Annotated in this window: 14 protein-coding genes; 5 read left to right on the forward strand and 9 right to left on the reverse strand. The window is 66.7% G+C overall.

All coding sequences use genetic code 11. The features are described 5' to 3' along the window. Nucleotides 1-104 precede the first annotated feature (104 nt). Nucleotides 105-560: a GNAT family N-acetyltransferase gene (locus ACM1PE_RS14000; protein WP_118932181.1), complete on the forward strand. Its 456-nt coding sequence runs from the start codon at nt 105-107 to the stop codon at nt 558-560. Here ACM1PE_RS14000 and ACM1PE_RS14005 read toward each other — a convergent pair. The 3 genes from ACM1PE_RS14005 to ACM1PE_RS14015 form a co-directional block, all read right to left on the reverse strand. Then, entirely contained in the window at nt 553-2,166 is a 1,614-nt protein-coding gene (locus tag ACM1PE_RS14005; protein WP_419343628.1) for an ATP-binding cassette domain-containing protein, read from the reverse strand. The two genes, ACM1PE_RS14000 and ACM1PE_RS14005, sit on opposite strands and share 8 nt — an antisense overlap. Nucleotides 2,167-2,328: 162 nt before the next feature. Beyond that, nucleotides 2,329-3,456: an alpha-hydroxy acid oxidase gene (locus ACM1PE_RS14010; protein WP_419343629.1), complete on the reverse strand. Its 1,128-nt coding sequence runs from the start codon at nt 3,454-3,456 to the stop codon at nt 2,329-2,331. Between the two features lie 7 nt (nt 3,457-3,463). Next, the gene (locus tag ACM1PE_RS14015) at nt 3,464-4,435 is read right to left on the reverse strand and encodes a Bug family tripartite tricarboxylate transporter substrate binding protein (RefSeq protein WP_251879736.1); all 972 of its coding nucleotides are present in this window, start codon (nt 4,433-4,435) and stop codon (nt 3,464-3,466) included. A gap of 143 nt (nt 4,436-4,578) precedes the next feature. On the opposite strand from ACM1PE_RS14015, the gene ACM1PE_RS14020 reads away from it, so the two are divergent. Further along, entirely contained in the window at nt 4,579-5,493 is a 915-nt protein-coding gene (locus ACM1PE_RS14020; protein ID WP_251879735.1) for a LysR family transcriptional regulator, read from the forward strand. A 12-nt stretch (nt 5,494-5,505) separates the two neighbouring features. On the opposite strand, the gene ACM1PE_RS14025 is transcribed toward ACM1PE_RS14020, so the two are convergent. The 5 genes from ACM1PE_RS14025 to ACM1PE_RS14045 all read right to left on the reverse strand — a co-directional run bounded on the left by ACM1PE_RS14025 (nt 5,506) and on the right by ACM1PE_RS14045 (nt 9,150). Next, nucleotides 5,506-6,027, reverse strand: coding sequence for a helix-turn-helix transcriptional regulator (locus ACM1PE_RS14025; RefSeq protein ID WP_059373175.1), 522 nt, complete (start codon nt 6,025-6,027; stop codon nt 5,506-5,508). A gap of 4 nt (nt 6,028-6,031) precedes the next feature. After that, nucleotides 6,032-6,307, reverse strand: coding sequence for a hypothetical protein (locus ACM1PE_RS14030; RefSeq protein ID WP_251879733.1), 276 nt, complete (start codon nt 6,305-6,307; stop codon nt 6,032-6,034). Between the two features lie 249 nt (nt 6,308-6,556). Then, nucleotides 6,557-6,970, reverse strand: a complete 414-nt coding sequence (locus tag ACM1PE_RS14035; protein ID WP_419343631.1) for a PaaI family thioesterase — start codon at nt 6,968-6,970, stop codon at nt 6,557-6,559. A 221-nt stretch (nt 6,971-7,191) separates the two neighbouring features. Then, on the reverse strand, nt 7,192-8,325 hold the full coding sequence (locus tag ACM1PE_RS14040; RefSeq protein ID WP_419343632.1) for a thiolase family protein: 1,134 nt from the start codon (nt 8,323-8,325) through the stop codon (nt 7,192-7,194). 24 nt (nt 8,326-8,349) lie between these two features. Next, the gene (locus ACM1PE_RS14045; protein ID WP_059373181.1) at nt 8,350-9,150 is read right to left on the reverse strand and encodes an SDR family NAD(P)-dependent oxidoreductase; all 801 of its coding nucleotides are present in this window, start codon (nt 9,148-9,150) and stop codon (nt 8,350-8,352) included. 136 nt (nt 9,151-9,286) lie between these two features. On the opposite strand from ACM1PE_RS14045, the gene ACM1PE_RS14050 reads away from it, so the two are divergent. The 3 genes from ACM1PE_RS14050 to ACM1PE_RS14060 all read left to right on the forward strand — a co-directional run bounded on the left by ACM1PE_RS14050 (nt 9,287) and on the right by ACM1PE_RS14060 (nt 13,025). Further along, nucleotides 9,287-10,240: a GlxA family transcriptional regulator gene (locus tag ACM1PE_RS14050; protein ID WP_419343634.1), complete on the forward strand. Its 954-nt coding sequence runs from the start codon at nt 9,287-9,289 to the stop codon at nt 10,238-10,240. Between the two features lie 89 nt (nt 10,241-10,329). Further along, the gene (locus ACM1PE_RS14055) at nt 10,330-11,943 is read left to right on the forward strand and encodes an NAD(P)/FAD-dependent oxidoreductase (protein WP_419343636.1); all 1,614 of its coding nucleotides are present in this window, start codon (nt 10,330-10,332) and stop codon (nt 11,941-11,943) included. Nucleotides 11,944-12,098: 155 nt separating this feature from the next. After that, on the forward strand, nt 12,099-13,025 hold the full coding sequence (locus ACM1PE_RS14060; protein ID WP_419343638.1) for a hypothetical protein: 927 nt from the start codon (nt 12,099-12,101) through the stop codon (nt 13,023-13,025). 66 nt (nt 13,026-13,091) lie between these two features. Here the strand turns inward: ACM1PE_RS14060 and ACM1PE_RS14065 are convergent, their stop codons facing one another. Then, nucleotides 13,092-13,328, reverse strand: a complete 237-nt coding sequence (locus tag ACM1PE_RS14065; protein WP_047351050.1) for a tautomerase family protein — start codon at nt 13,326-13,328, stop codon at nt 13,092-13,094. Between the last annotated feature and the right edge of the window lie 33 nt (nt 13,329-13,361).

The raw sequence follows: 13,361 nt of genomic DNA on the forward strand, positions 1-13,361 counted from the left end.
TACACCCTGCAGTGCGCGGATTGAAGCGGACGATGTTAATGCCGCCGGGATGCGCGGAGTGTTACCGCTCGCCACGATTGCGCACAGGGTGTCAATATGCGGACATGAGCACATTGACATTCCGCCCCGCCACCGCCGACGACGTCCCTGCCTGCGTGACGATCCGAGGCCAGACCAGAGAGAACGCATTTTCCGTGGAGCAACTGCGCGCGCTAGGCATCACCGAGGACAACTGGGCCGCCGGCGTACGCGCGGGCGATCTGCGTGGCTTCGTCGCCTGCGCGGACGGCCGTGTGACGGGCTACTGCTTCGGCGACCGCGAGACCGGTGAAATCGTGGTGCTGGCCCTGCTGCCCGAAAGCGAAAACCAGGGCGCAGGCAAGGCGCTGCTGCGGTTGATGGTCCAGCATCTGGCAAGCCTGGGACACGAACGCCTGTTCCTCGCCTGCGCCAGCGATCCCGCCGTGCGCTCCCATGGCTTCTACCGCCACCTGGGTTGGACGCCCACCGGAGAACGCGATGACGCCGGCGACGACATCCTGGAACTGTCGATCAGATAGTTTCCAGGCGCCAGCCGCCGCTGCCCGCGGCCAGCCGGTGCGTCAGGTCCAGGCTGTCCATGAACGCGTCGTCATGGGACACCACGACCAGGGCGCCCCGGTAGGCGCGCAGCATCGCCTCCAATGCCTGCGTCGACGGCAGATCCAGATGATTGCTGGGTTCATCCAGCAACAGCAGCTGCGCGGGCGGGTCCGCGTACAGCGCGCAGGCCAGCGCGGCCTTCAGGCGCTCTCCTCCGCTGAGTTCACCGCTGGGCGCCGCGATCTTGCGCGCGTCCAGGCCCAGCTGGGCCAGGCGCGTGCGCAAGCCGGCTTGCGTCGCGCCGCGATTGGCCGCTTGCAGCTGCGCCAGCACGGACTGCTGCGGCGCCAGCATGGCTAATCGTTGATCCAGATACACGGCCTTTGCCGCGACTCGGCAGGTTCCGCCCGATGCCTGCAGCTGTCCCGCCAGCACCTTGAGCAAGGTCGACTTGCCGCAACCGTTCGGACCGACCACGCCCACGCGCTGCCGCCCGCCCAGCGCAAGATCGATGCGGCGCGTGGCGGCCGGGACGAACGGCAGCTCCACCGCGTCCAGCTTGGCGACGCGCCGCTGCGCTGGCATTGCGGCTGGCGGCGCATGCAACACGATGGCGTCCTGCTCGTCGACCTGCCCAGCCGCCTCGCGCACGCGCAAGGCAAGCTGCTCGCTGGCGGCCTCATGCTGGCGACGCAGCTTGCCGGCGGAGGTTTCGCTGCGCGCCTTCTGCCGGCCCAGCAGGATCTTGGCCTGATTGGCGTCGCGCGCCTGCCGGTTGCCGCGCGCCTGGCGGCGCTCCTGGCGTTCGCGCTGTTCGCGCAGGGCCTGTTCTTCGCGTTGGCGCTCATGCTTGCGCTGCTCCAGCAGCGACAGCGCGCGGCCCCGTTCCTCTTCCTTGCGCTGCGCATAAAAGCTGTAGCCGCCGCCATACCCGCGCAACCCAAGCGGCGACAATTCCACGATGCGTTGCATCGCCTCCAGCAATTGCCGGTCGTGGCTGATCACCAGCAAACCGCGCGGCCAGCGTCGCAGCTGTTCGGCCAGGGCCAGCCGGTTCGGCCTGTCCAGGTGGTTGGTGGGTTCGTCCAGGATCAGGAAGTCGGCGTCCGACAGCAAGGCGCCAATCAGGGCGACACGCATGGCCTCGCCGCCGCTGAGCGCGGCGGCCGGCGTCGCGGCATCCAGGTGGCCCAGGCCGCAACGTTCCAGTTCCTGCTGCAACGCAAGGCGCGCATCCCAGCGCTCGCCCACGATGTCGAAGTCCTCGGCGGCGGCGCTGCCCGCTTCGATGCGTCCCAGCGCAGCCAGCGTGGCCTGCATGCCCGCCAGGCCGGCCACGGTTTCCGCCGCGCCAGGCGCCGCCTGCTGGGCCAGGTAATGCACGCTGCCCGAACGCAGACAGCGGCCGTGGGCCGGCGGCAGTTGTCCGGCAAGAATGCGGGCCAGCACGCTCTTGCCCACGCCATTGCGGCCCACCAGCCCGGCAGGCTGCAGGTCGAACTGTTCGTCGAGACCGGAGAATAATGTTCTGCCGTCCGGCAGAACATAAGACACGCCTTCCAGCGCGATATAGGGATTCGTCATGTGCAATTCCAAGGATGCCAAGAACTCCCCCTGCTCTTTGGGGGCGGGTGGAGACTGGCCGTCGCGAAGACGGCGGCATCAGTGGCGCATGGCGAATGACTCCTGGTGGGGTGTTGAATGCGGCATTGTAAGAGCGACGGCGGCGCGGGCGCAAAGGTAAGGCTATGCCTGCTCCCGCCGCGCGTCACAAGCGCCAGTCCGTCCCGACAGGATCATGGTGCGCTCGTAGTCTTCCGCCAGCAAACGCATCACATCGGCCACACCCTGCGCGCCGCCGCAAGCCAGGCCATACAGCGCGGGCCGCCCGATGAATACGGCGCGCGCCCCCAGAGACTGGGCACGCACGATGTCCGCGCCGCTGCGCACGCCGCTGTCCAGGAATACCGGGATGCGGTCGGCGACCGCGTCGACGACCCCGGGCAGCACGCTGATCGACGAGGGCGCGGCATCCAGTTGGCGGCCGCCGTGGTTGGACACGATGAGGCCGTCCACGCCATGCCGCGCCGCCAGGACGGCATCCTCGCGATGCAGCACGCCTTTCAACAGCAAGGGGCCATCCCACAGGCTGCGCAGCCAGCGCAGGCTGTCCCAGGTCAATGAACGGTCCATGCTGCGCGCAAGCAGGGATGCCTGCACTTCCATGGACAGGGATTCGTCGGCGTGTGCAGCCAGGTTCACGAAGCGAGGCGGGCCACCGCGCAGCATGCGCAGCGCCCACCCGGGCCGCCGCGCCACATCCCAGGCGATCCGAGGCGTGATCCGGAACGGCATGGAAAAGCCGTTGCGCACATCGCGCCAGCGCCTGCCGCCCACCGGCACGTCAGCCGTCAGGACCAGCGCACGATAGTCCGCCGCGCGCGCCCGGCGCACGAGCTGTTCGGCCAGCCGGCGGTCCTGCATTACATATAGCTGCAGCCATTGTTCGCCGCCGCCAGCGATGGCGCGCACGTCCTCGACCCGCTGGTTCGAGGCGGTGGACTGGACAAACGGCACGCCCATTTCCGCCGCCGCCCGCGCCAGCATGCCGTCGCCGCCGGGGCGGATCACGCCATTCAGGCCGGTGGGCGCCAGCGCAAACGGTTGCCGCCAGACCGATCCGTACACCTCAACCGAAGCGTCGACTTCTCGGGTATCCCTGAGCACCCGCGGCATCAGCCGGATCCGCTCGAAGTCTTCCCGGTTGGCCCGCAGGCAGGTTTCGTGCTCCGCGCCCCCGTCCACGAACTCGAACACGAAACGGGGCAGCACCTTGCTGGCCCGGTTTCGGTAATCCTCCATCGTCAACAGCACGCCGCACCTACTGCAGGGTGATGCCGCGTTCGCGGATGATCTTGCCCCAGCGGCTGTTCTCGCCCGCCACGAAGCTTGCCATCTGGTCCGGCGAACTGAACCAGGGTTCGACCGCGATGTTGGCGTAGAAATCGATGACCGCCTGCGTCTTCAGCGCCGCCGCCAGCCCCTGGTTCAACGCGTCCACGGTGGCGCGGGGGGTGCCGGCGGGAACCAGCATGCCCTGCCACGCGAACGCCTCAAAATCCTTCAAGCCCTGTTCATGCAGCGTGGGAATGTCCGGGAAATTCTTCATCCGCTGCGGGCTGGCCACGCCCAGCACCTTAAGCCTGCCCGTCTTCATCTGAGGCACCACGGTGGAAGCGTCCATCAAGGCGAAGGACACCGCGCCTGCCATCAAGTCCGTTACCGCCGGCGCGCCGCCGCGGTAGGCGACGTGCGTCATTTTCAGGCCGGTGCGCTCGCGGAACAGTTCGGCGGCCAGGTGCTGGGGAGAGCCCACGCCGGAACTGGCGAAATTGGCGCTGTCCGGATTGGCGCGCGCCCATTGCAGGAACTCGTCCAGGTTGCTGGCCGGCACCTTGCTGGAGACCACCAGCAGTATCGGATAGCGGGCATACAGGCCGACCGAGACGAAGTCCCGGGCGCTGTCGTAAGGCAGGCTGGCGAACAGATGCGGATTGGCCGCCAGGGTGGCGAAGTCGCCCGTGAAGACGATGTTGCCATTGGCGCGGGCATTGGCCACATAGGCCGCGGCGATGTTGGTGGCCCCGCCCGGCTTGTTGCTGACGAAGAAGCTGCGCCCCATCTGCGCGCCCACGCTTTCGGCCAGCTTGCGCGCAATGGCGTCGGAGCCCCCGCCCACGGGATAGGGATGGACCCATTCAATGGGCTTGTCGCTGGCCTGGGCCCAACAGGCCGCCGCGCCCGAGCCGGCCGCCAGTGCAAACAGCGCTTTCAGGAACAAACGTTTCTGCATGTCGCTACTCTCCATGTGTGTATGCCGCGCATGTCCCTGCTCAGTTGCCGACCGCGGGACAGGCCGTATTGGATGGAGAGAGTGTGAGGCCGCTCCTCATTCCTGAAAATTGTTATTTAGCGCATAAGTCATTACATTTCGGTATGGCATACAACCTCAATGAATTGCGCGCGTTCCTTGCGGTGCTGGACGAAGGCTCACTCGGCAAGGCAGCGGACAAAATGAACCTGACGCAGCCCGCTCTCAGCCGCATCGTCAAGCGTCTTGAAGCGGCTGTCGGCGAACCGCTGTTCGAGCGGCATTCCGGCGGCATGCGCCTGACGGCATACGGCAAGGCCCTGGCGCCGCACGCGCAACTGCTATGCCGCGAAGAAAAGATCGCCCGCGATGAAATGAACCGCATGCGCGGCCTGGCGACAGGCGCGCTGCGCCTGGGCGTCACCGCGGGCGCGTCCGCCCTCTTCATCCCCAAGGCGCTGGAGGCGTTCCTGGCTAAGTGGCCTGGCATCGCCATCGATGTGGTCGAGGGAATCTGGGACGAATTGGCCACGGCGCTGGACAGCTATCAGGTCGACCTGGTAATCGCCCCGGAAGCGCCCGAGACCGCCAGCATCGTGTCTGCCCGCAACTGCGCATGGCAAGAAAGCATGAACGTCGTCGTCGGCGCCGGCCACCCGCGACAGGGCGACGCGGCGGTGAGCATGGAGGCCTTGCTGGAAGAGCGCTGGTGCTTCGTGCCGCAACGCACAGAGCCGCACAACCGGCTCATGTCGCTGTTCAAGGCCCGGGGCCTGCCCGCGCCGGCCATCGCGGTTTCCAGCACGTCGATTCCGCTGATCAAGAGCCTGGTCGCGTACTCCGGCTTCGTCAGTTGGCTGACACGACCCATGTACGGCGCCGAACTCAAGGCCGGCCTGATCCATGAACTGCGGGTGGACGGACTGGACCATGAGCGCAGATTTTCAGCCTACCATCGGCGTGTAGGCATACTGCCGGGGCCGGCCATGCGCTTCCTGGACGAAATCAGGAGGCTAGCGCGGGCAGGCGCGCCAACGTAGGCGCAACGCTCATCACACCAGCGTTTCCAGTTCCTTGGAGGCAGCACGCGAAACGCGCTGCCCTTCCTTTGCGGCGTTGACCTGCAAGGCCACGCGGGCCACGTCCATGACCTGCTCGACCTGCGGATAGCCGCCCTTGGCCTGCAACCACGCCAGCACGTCCGCCAGGTGCCAGATCGAGGTGCTGCCCTCGTGGACCGGCAGCGGAAAGCTGTCCGGATACGCCAGCATCAGCTTGCGCATGTTCTGGCGGGAAACCCCGACGATCTCGGCCACATCGGTCAAGCCCACCAGGTCGGGCGCGGCCTCGATCAGCTTCGCGGTTGGAACCGCGCGCCTGACGTCTCCAAGGGCCGAGCGCACTGCGGCTTCCGCGCTTTCAGATTCGCGGGTGAACGCCAGCGCAATGCGCCCCGGCAGCCCGGTGCCGACCAGGGCATCGTCGCAACCGGCCGCACCCAGGCGTTCGACCAGCGCATCGATGTCGTGATCGACGTCCGCAAGCTGGTACTTCAAGGTAAAGGTGTATTCCATCGCACTACTCCCATGCGCCGCCGTCTGCTTCGGGCAACCGGCGGTGCGCACTACAGTTGTTTACGACGCGCCGCAAGGCGCGCGCATGATTGCCGGGGTTTTTCGGGGTGCTCCAGATGCTGGTGATGCAGAATTCGCCACAACGGCAGTCCGCCAGATTGCTGGGGCAATAGATCCGCCCCCAGGCATGGCTGCCGCCAACTTCCACGCGCCAGCCGCATTCTTCGGCAAGGCGCAGCGCTGCCTCTACCTCTTTCTTGGGATGGGACGGACGAGCCATCATTGGTATCCAGTATGAAGACATTCAAACAGGTTGTCAATAGACAACCAGACCGCAGCTTCAGGGATGCCAACAGCGCCGGATGTCGTGGATGGACAGCGTCCTCCGTGGCCGCCGGCCCTGAAAGCCGACGTTGCAGCTTATCGAGGGCACTCGCGGGAACCAAGGCTGAATCCGTCTGAGAAACGGACGAAAGGACTGGAATGGCTTGCGGGTTCTACCATTGCGGCCCATCTTCGGGCCGCGCGCTCACCAGAGGATGATCTGCGAACAACGGAACAGCGACAGCTTGCGGCCGCTTGCGTCGACCACGGTCGCCGACCAGATCTGGGTGGTGCGGCCCATGTGTTCCGCCACCGCCTCGACGGTCAGCACGCCTTCCCGCGCGGTGCCCAGGAAGTTCGATTTCAGCTCCAGCGTGGTGAAGCTCTTGGCCCCTGCGGGCAGATGCGCCAGGGTGGCGTAGCCGGCGCAGGTATCGGCCAGCATCACCTGCGAGGCTGCGTGCAGATAACCATTGGGCGCCATCATCCACGGCGCCACCGTCATTTCCATGGACATGCGTCCTTCCTCGATGGACAGCGGCCGCACGCCGAAGGTGTCCGGCAGCGTGCCGCGCTGGCGTTCGAAGAGACTTTCTATGGTTTCGGGGGAGCGCAGCATTGAATGTGTCCTCTGTACAGGTTGTCGAGAATCAGGAAGGTACTACCGCCGGCGCTTGCCCGCCATCAGCGCGGCGCATCCGAGCGCCATGCACGCGAAGAACAAGCCCAACTGCCCCGCGCTCAGGCCAAGGCCCCCGTTAAGGCAAAGGCCGCATCGCGGCCAAGGGAAATGAAGGCATGCGTGCGCATGGTTCGATGAGGTCCGGCTGTCGATCGGGTTCAGGGCCGTTCCAGCACCGTGGCGATGCCCTGGCCGCCGCCTATGCATTGCGTGGCCAGCGCATAGCGCCCTTGGCTGCGCGCCAGCAACGCCGCAGCCTTGCCGGTGATGCGCGCGCCCGTGGCGCCCAAAGGATGACCGATGGCCAGGCCGCCTCCGTCGATGTTGACGCGGGCCATGTCCAGGCCCAGCTCACGGACGCAGGCCAGGGCCTGCGACGAGAACGCCTCATTTATCTCCACCACGTCCAGATCGGCCGCCGCAAGCCCCGCGCGCGCCAGCGCCTTGCGCGTGGCAGGTATCGGACCTATGCCCATGACGGCCGGGTCCACGCCCACGGTCGCGAAACTGCGGATGCGCGCCAGCGCCTCCAGGCCGTGGCGCGCCGCGAAGGCATCGCTGGCAACCAGCACCGCCGCCGCGCCGTCGGTCAGCGGCGACGAGGTGCCCGCCGTGACCACGCCATCGGCGCGGAACGCGGGCTTGAGTCCCGCCAATGCGTCCAGCGTGGTACCCGGACGGATGCAGCCGTCGGCATCGACCACCTCGCCGTCCGGCAAGCGGATGGGCACGATCTCGGCCGCCAGCAAGCCCTGCTCGCGCGCCGCGGCGGCCTTGCGGTGGGATTGCAGCGCCAGCAGTTCCTGGTCGGCTCGGCTGACGTTCCAACGCTGCGCCACGTTCTCCGCCGTCTCGCCCATGGAGAGGTAGGCGTCGCTGGACGCCTGCAGCTCGGGGTTGGGCGAAAAGTTGAAGCCGCCCTGCGGCACCATCGTCATCGACTCCACCCCCACGCAAAGAAAGGCCTCGCCCATGCCCGCCTCGATCTGCGCCGCCGCGATGTGCACCGCCTGCATCGACGAACCGCAGAAGCGGTTCACGGTCATGCCGCCCACCTCCAGGGGCAGGCCGGCCAGCAGGCCGACGATGCGCGCCAAATTGTTGCCTTGCGCGGCTTCCGGATAGGCGCAGCCCAGTATCACGTCCTCCAGCAACGCCGGATCCAGGTCCGTGCGCCGCAGCAGGCCCTGTACCACCTGCGCGGCCAAGGTATCGGGCCGCAAGCCGGCCAACCGGCCCTTGCGGGCAAAGTGGAAAGGCGAGCGCGCATAAGCGGCTATGACTGCTTTCATGGTTTCAGCTTCCCAGGAGCAGGCTCAGACCGCGGCCGCGTAGCGCTGCGCAACGGTACTGCTGGACAGGTGCCCCGCCATGGCCAGGCGCGCGGCTTCGTAGGCGTCCCATTCCTCGCCAGCGTGCAGCGAGGGGATGGAGACCTTCTCGCCGCGCGCGAAGCCCAGCAAGGCGGCATCGACCAGGTCTTCGGCGCGCATCACGATGCGCTGGTCCAATGTTTCCACCGGCCGCCCGCCGATGGCCCAGAAGTCCGTGGCCGTGGCGCCGGGCAGCACCGCCTGCACCTGCACGCCGGTCCCGGCCAGCTCGTGTTGCAGCGACTGGCTGAACGCCAGCACGAACGCCTTGCTGCCGCCATAGACGCCGTTCAGGACTTCGGGCGCAAGCGCCACGACGGAAGCGATATTGATGATGGCGCCCCGGCCTCGCGCGACGAAGCCCGGAACCGCCGCATAGGTCAGCCGCATCGGCGCGGTGACGTTCAGATCGACCATGCGCGTCATCTGCTCCACGTCGCTTTGCAGCAGCGGCGTATGCGTGCCGATGCCGGCGTTGTTCACCAGCAAGGCAATGCTGGCGTCCTGGCGCAGCTGGTCTTCGACGCGGGCCAGCGACGCGCGGTCGCCCAGGTCCGCCGCCAATACCTCCACCGCGCGGCCGCTGCGGGTGCTGATGTCGCTGGCCAGCGTGTTCAGACGCTCGCGGTTGCGGGCGACCAGGATCAGGTCGTAGCCCTGCTGCGCCAATTTTTCCGCGTACAGCGCGCCGATGCCGCTGGATGCGCCCGTGACGAGGGCGGTGCCGGGTTGGGTTTGTGCCATGTTGGGACTCACAAAGAGGGGTTGCGATGGGAGCCATGTTGCGGCTTGCAGCGCATGGCGTAAATGACGTATATAGTCGTAAATAAGGACATCAACGCTGGACATATGCGGGGCCAGAACCCGCCAGGACGCCCCCATGCACCGCATCGGTTACATACTTCCCGAAGGCTTCCAAATCATCGGCCTGGGCACGCAGGCCGTATTCGAACTCGCCAACGCGGTGGCGCGCGAGCCCTTCTACGCCGTGGAAAGCTACGCCCTGGACGGCGCGGTGCGCGCCTCGGCGGGCCTGACGGTGCAGGCCCGTCCGCTCACCGCCCGCAGCCAGGCCGACACCTGGCTGGTGGCCGGCGTGCTTTCGCCCCTGTCCAGGCGCGTCTCGCCCGAACTCCCCCGGCTGCTGGAGAAACTCGCGCCACGCTCGCGCCGCGTCGCCGGCCTGTGCACCGGCGCGTTCCTGCTGGCCGAAGCGGGCTTGCTGGACGACCGGCGCGCCACCACGCACTGGTACTGGGCCGACGCCTTGCAGCAGCGCCACCCCCGCGCGCAGGTCGAGGCCGACCGCATCTACATCGCCGACGGGGCGGTCTGGACCTCCGCCGGCATGACGGCGGAAATGGACCTGGCCTTGGCGCTGGTGGAGAAGGACCTGGGCGTGGAACTCGCGCGCGCGGTGGCGCACCGGCTGGTGATGCATCAGCGCCGCTCGGGCGGACAGTCGCAGCATTCGGAAATGCTCAGGCTCGCGCCCAAGTCCGACCGCATTCAGCAGGCGCTGGAACATGCCCGGCGCAACCTCGCCCGTCCCTTGAGCGTGGAGGATCTGGCCCAGGCCGCCAGCCTGAGCCCGCGCCAGTTCAGCCGTGTCTTCACGGCCGAGACCGGCCAGTCGCCCGCCAAGGCCATCGAGGGGCTGCGGCTGGAAGCCGCCCGGCTGATGATAGAAAGCAGCCGGCATCCGCTGGAAGTGGTGGCCAGGGAAACCGGTTTTCGCGACCGCCGCCACTTGCGCGAGGCTTTTCTGCGCGGCTTCGGCATGCCGCCGCAGGCGGTGCGGCGCGATGCGCGCACCAGCCCTCCCGGCCCCTGATCGGCGCCGGATACGCCGCGGCCCCGGCCTGCGGTCCAGTACAATTCGCGTTTGGCGACGTTGTGCTCGCCCATTTATCTGGACCAAAGATGTTGCGACTGTCTGAAATCAAGCTGCCGTTGAATCACACGCCCGAAGAATTGCCTGCCGCGATTCTCAAGAAACTGGGTGTAGCGGCCAGCGATCTGCGCGGCTACACCGTTGCCTCCCGCAGCTATGACGCGCGCAAGAAGCACAACATCCTGCTGATCTACACGCTGGACGTCGACGTCGAAAACGAAGCGGCGCTGCTCAAGCGCTATCACGACGACCGCAACGTCAAGCCCACTCCCGACACCGAATACAAGTTCGTCGCCCAGGCGCCCGCCAGCCTGAGCAAGCGCCCCATCGTCATCGGCACCGGCCCCTGTGGGCTGTTCGCCGGGCTGGTCCTGGCGCAGATGGGCTTCAAGCCCATCATCCTGGAACGCGGCAAGGCCGTGCGCGAACGGACCAAGGACACCTGGGGCCTGTGGCGCAAGCGCATCCTGAACCCCGATTCGAACGTGCAATTCGGCGAAGGCGGCGCCGGCACCTTCTCCGACGGCAAGCTGTACAGCCAGATCAAGGACCCCAAGCACTACGGCGAAAAAGTGCTCAAGGAATTCGTCCTGGCCGGCGCGCCCGAAGAAATCCTGTACGTGAGCAAGCCGCACATCGGCACGTTCCGCCTGGTCGGCATGGTGGAAGTCATGCGCGACACCATCACCAAGCTGGGCGGCGAAGTCCGCTTCTCCAGCAGGGTCGAAACGCTGCATCGGGAAAACGGCCGCGTCACCGGCGTGACCCTGGCCGGCGGCGAGCACATCGAGGCCGACCACGTCGTGCTGGCCATCGGCCACAGCGCGCGCGACACCTTCCAGATGCTGCACGACCAGGGCGTGTTCATGGAAGCCAAGCCCTTCTCGATCGGCTTCCGGATCGAACATCCGCAGTCGCTGATCGACCGCGCCCGCTTCGGCCCCAACGCCGGCCACCCCATCCTGGGTGCGGCGGATTACAAGCTGGTGCATCATGCCAGCAACGGACGCTCGGTCTACAGCTTCTGCATGTGCCCGGGTGGCACCGTGGTGGCTGCCACGTCCGAACCCGACCGTGTCGTCACCAACGGCATGAGCCAGTACTCCCGCAACGAGCGCAACGCCAACGCGGGCATCGTGGTCGGGATTTCGCCCGAGGTCGATTACCCCGAACATGTGCTGGCGGGCGTGGATTTCCAGCGCAAATGGGAATCCCAGGCGTTCGAGCTGGGCGGCCGCAATTACAGCGCACCAGGCCAACTGGTCGGCGATTTCATCGCCGGCCGGGCCTCGACCGAATTCGGCTCCGTGCAGCCCTCATATACGCCGGGCGTGCACCTGACCGACCTGGCCGCCGCGCTGCCCGAATTCGCGATCAGCGCCATCCGCGAAGCGCTGCCCGTCTTCGACAAGACCATCAAGGGTTTCGGCATGCACGACGCCGTGCTCACCGGCGTCGAAACCCGCACCTCGTCGCCCATCCGCATCAAGCGCGACAACGAGACTCTGCAAAGCCTCAATACCCAAGGCCTGTTCCCGGCTGGCGAAGGCGCGGGCTATGCCGGCGGCATCCTCTCGGCGGGCGTGGACGGCATCAAGATCGCCGAGGCGGTGGCCTTGAGCATCATGAGCCAGCAGGGGTAAGCGTGCCGGGCCCGGCACGGGCCCGCGAAATGCGCCTGCTGAACCCCGCTGCTTGACCTTCCCATCGTGTCAAGCTTGAAACTGACGCCATCGTATTGCCCCGACTGCCTCATGCAGCGCAGCGGGCCAGGCGCATTTTCGAAAAGGGTTCCGCCATGCAGCAAACAACGCTCACGCCTCGCCAGGCACGCCTGTCGTATTTCTGCGCCTTCGCGTTCATCGCTGCAATGGTCGCGGCCGCCGCCGTCTGGAACGATCGCGAGATCGTGCTGCCCGAGATCGCCGCCATGGCAATCGCCTTGTGGGTCTACCGCGAGCCCAGTTGGATGCGCCATCCCGAGAAGATCTTTCTTTGCCCCACGGCAACGGCCTTGATGGGCTTCGGCATCAACCTGCTGGCCATACCCTATACCGCCAAACTGGCGCTCGTCCTGGCAGCGATGCTGCTGTTCTTCCTGCTGCTGCGCTACAGCTTGGCGCCTGCGCTGGCCACGGGCTTTTTGCCGGTGGTGACCAACGCCACCGAGCCGTCATTCATTGCCGCCATTGTGGTCAGCACCCTGCTACTGATGCTGGGCGTGATGCTGGGACGGCTGCGCGCCAGCACGGATCGCACCGTTTCCGTCCAGCCCAGGCTGATGGCCGCCTATGCCGCGATCATCCTGGCCGGAATCGGCCTCGCCGCGCTCGCCGGCAATACGCACCTGGCCGTACTGCCGCCAGTGGCCGTGGTGGTGTACGAGTCCCTGCACATGAAGATGTACTCGTGGCGCATGCTGTTCAAGCAGACTGCGGTGCTGACCCTGTCGGCCGCTGTCGGCGTGGCGCTCTATCTGGCGGTCGAGGACTGGATGACGGTGGTCCTGCTGGACCTGGCGCTGATGTGGCTGCTGCTGCGCCTGTTCGAGATGCGCATGCCCGCCGTGTACGCGTTTCCGCTGTTGGCCTATGTCTTCCCGCGGGACGCGCTGCCGCAACTGCCCGCGGCGGCGCTGCTGGTTTCCTTGTTTTCCCTGACCTTGGTTATGGCCTATCGCAAGCTGCAAAAGCCGGCCATGGCGCTGGAGCGTCAGCCCCAATAGCGCCAAAGCCCTTGCGGCTCACAGGCCTGGGGCATGGCCCAGGCCTGGCACGGCGGGTAGTTGTCCCTAGCCGCCACTTTGCGGCTTGGCGCCCGGCGTCGGCACCCTGCCCGCCCGCATCTCGGTCGTCGTCACCCCGCCGAAGCCCCAGTTGTCCGTGTCGATTTCCTCGATCACGACGTGCGTCCACTCCGGCGGCTTGTGCAGCACGCGTTCGAGCGTCTCGGTGACTTCGCGGATGACCTGCGCTTTCTGCTCGGCGGTAACGCCATCGCGGGTAATGCGGATACTGACGAACGGCATGACTTTCTCCTGGTTGAAGTGCCTGTGCCCGTC

The organism is Achromobacter sp. PD1 (assembly GCF_048541815.1).
Taxonomy (GTDB): domain Bacteria; phylum Pseudomonadota; class Gammaproteobacteria; order Burkholderiales; family Burkholderiaceae_B; genus Achromobacter; species Achromobacter bronchisepticus_A.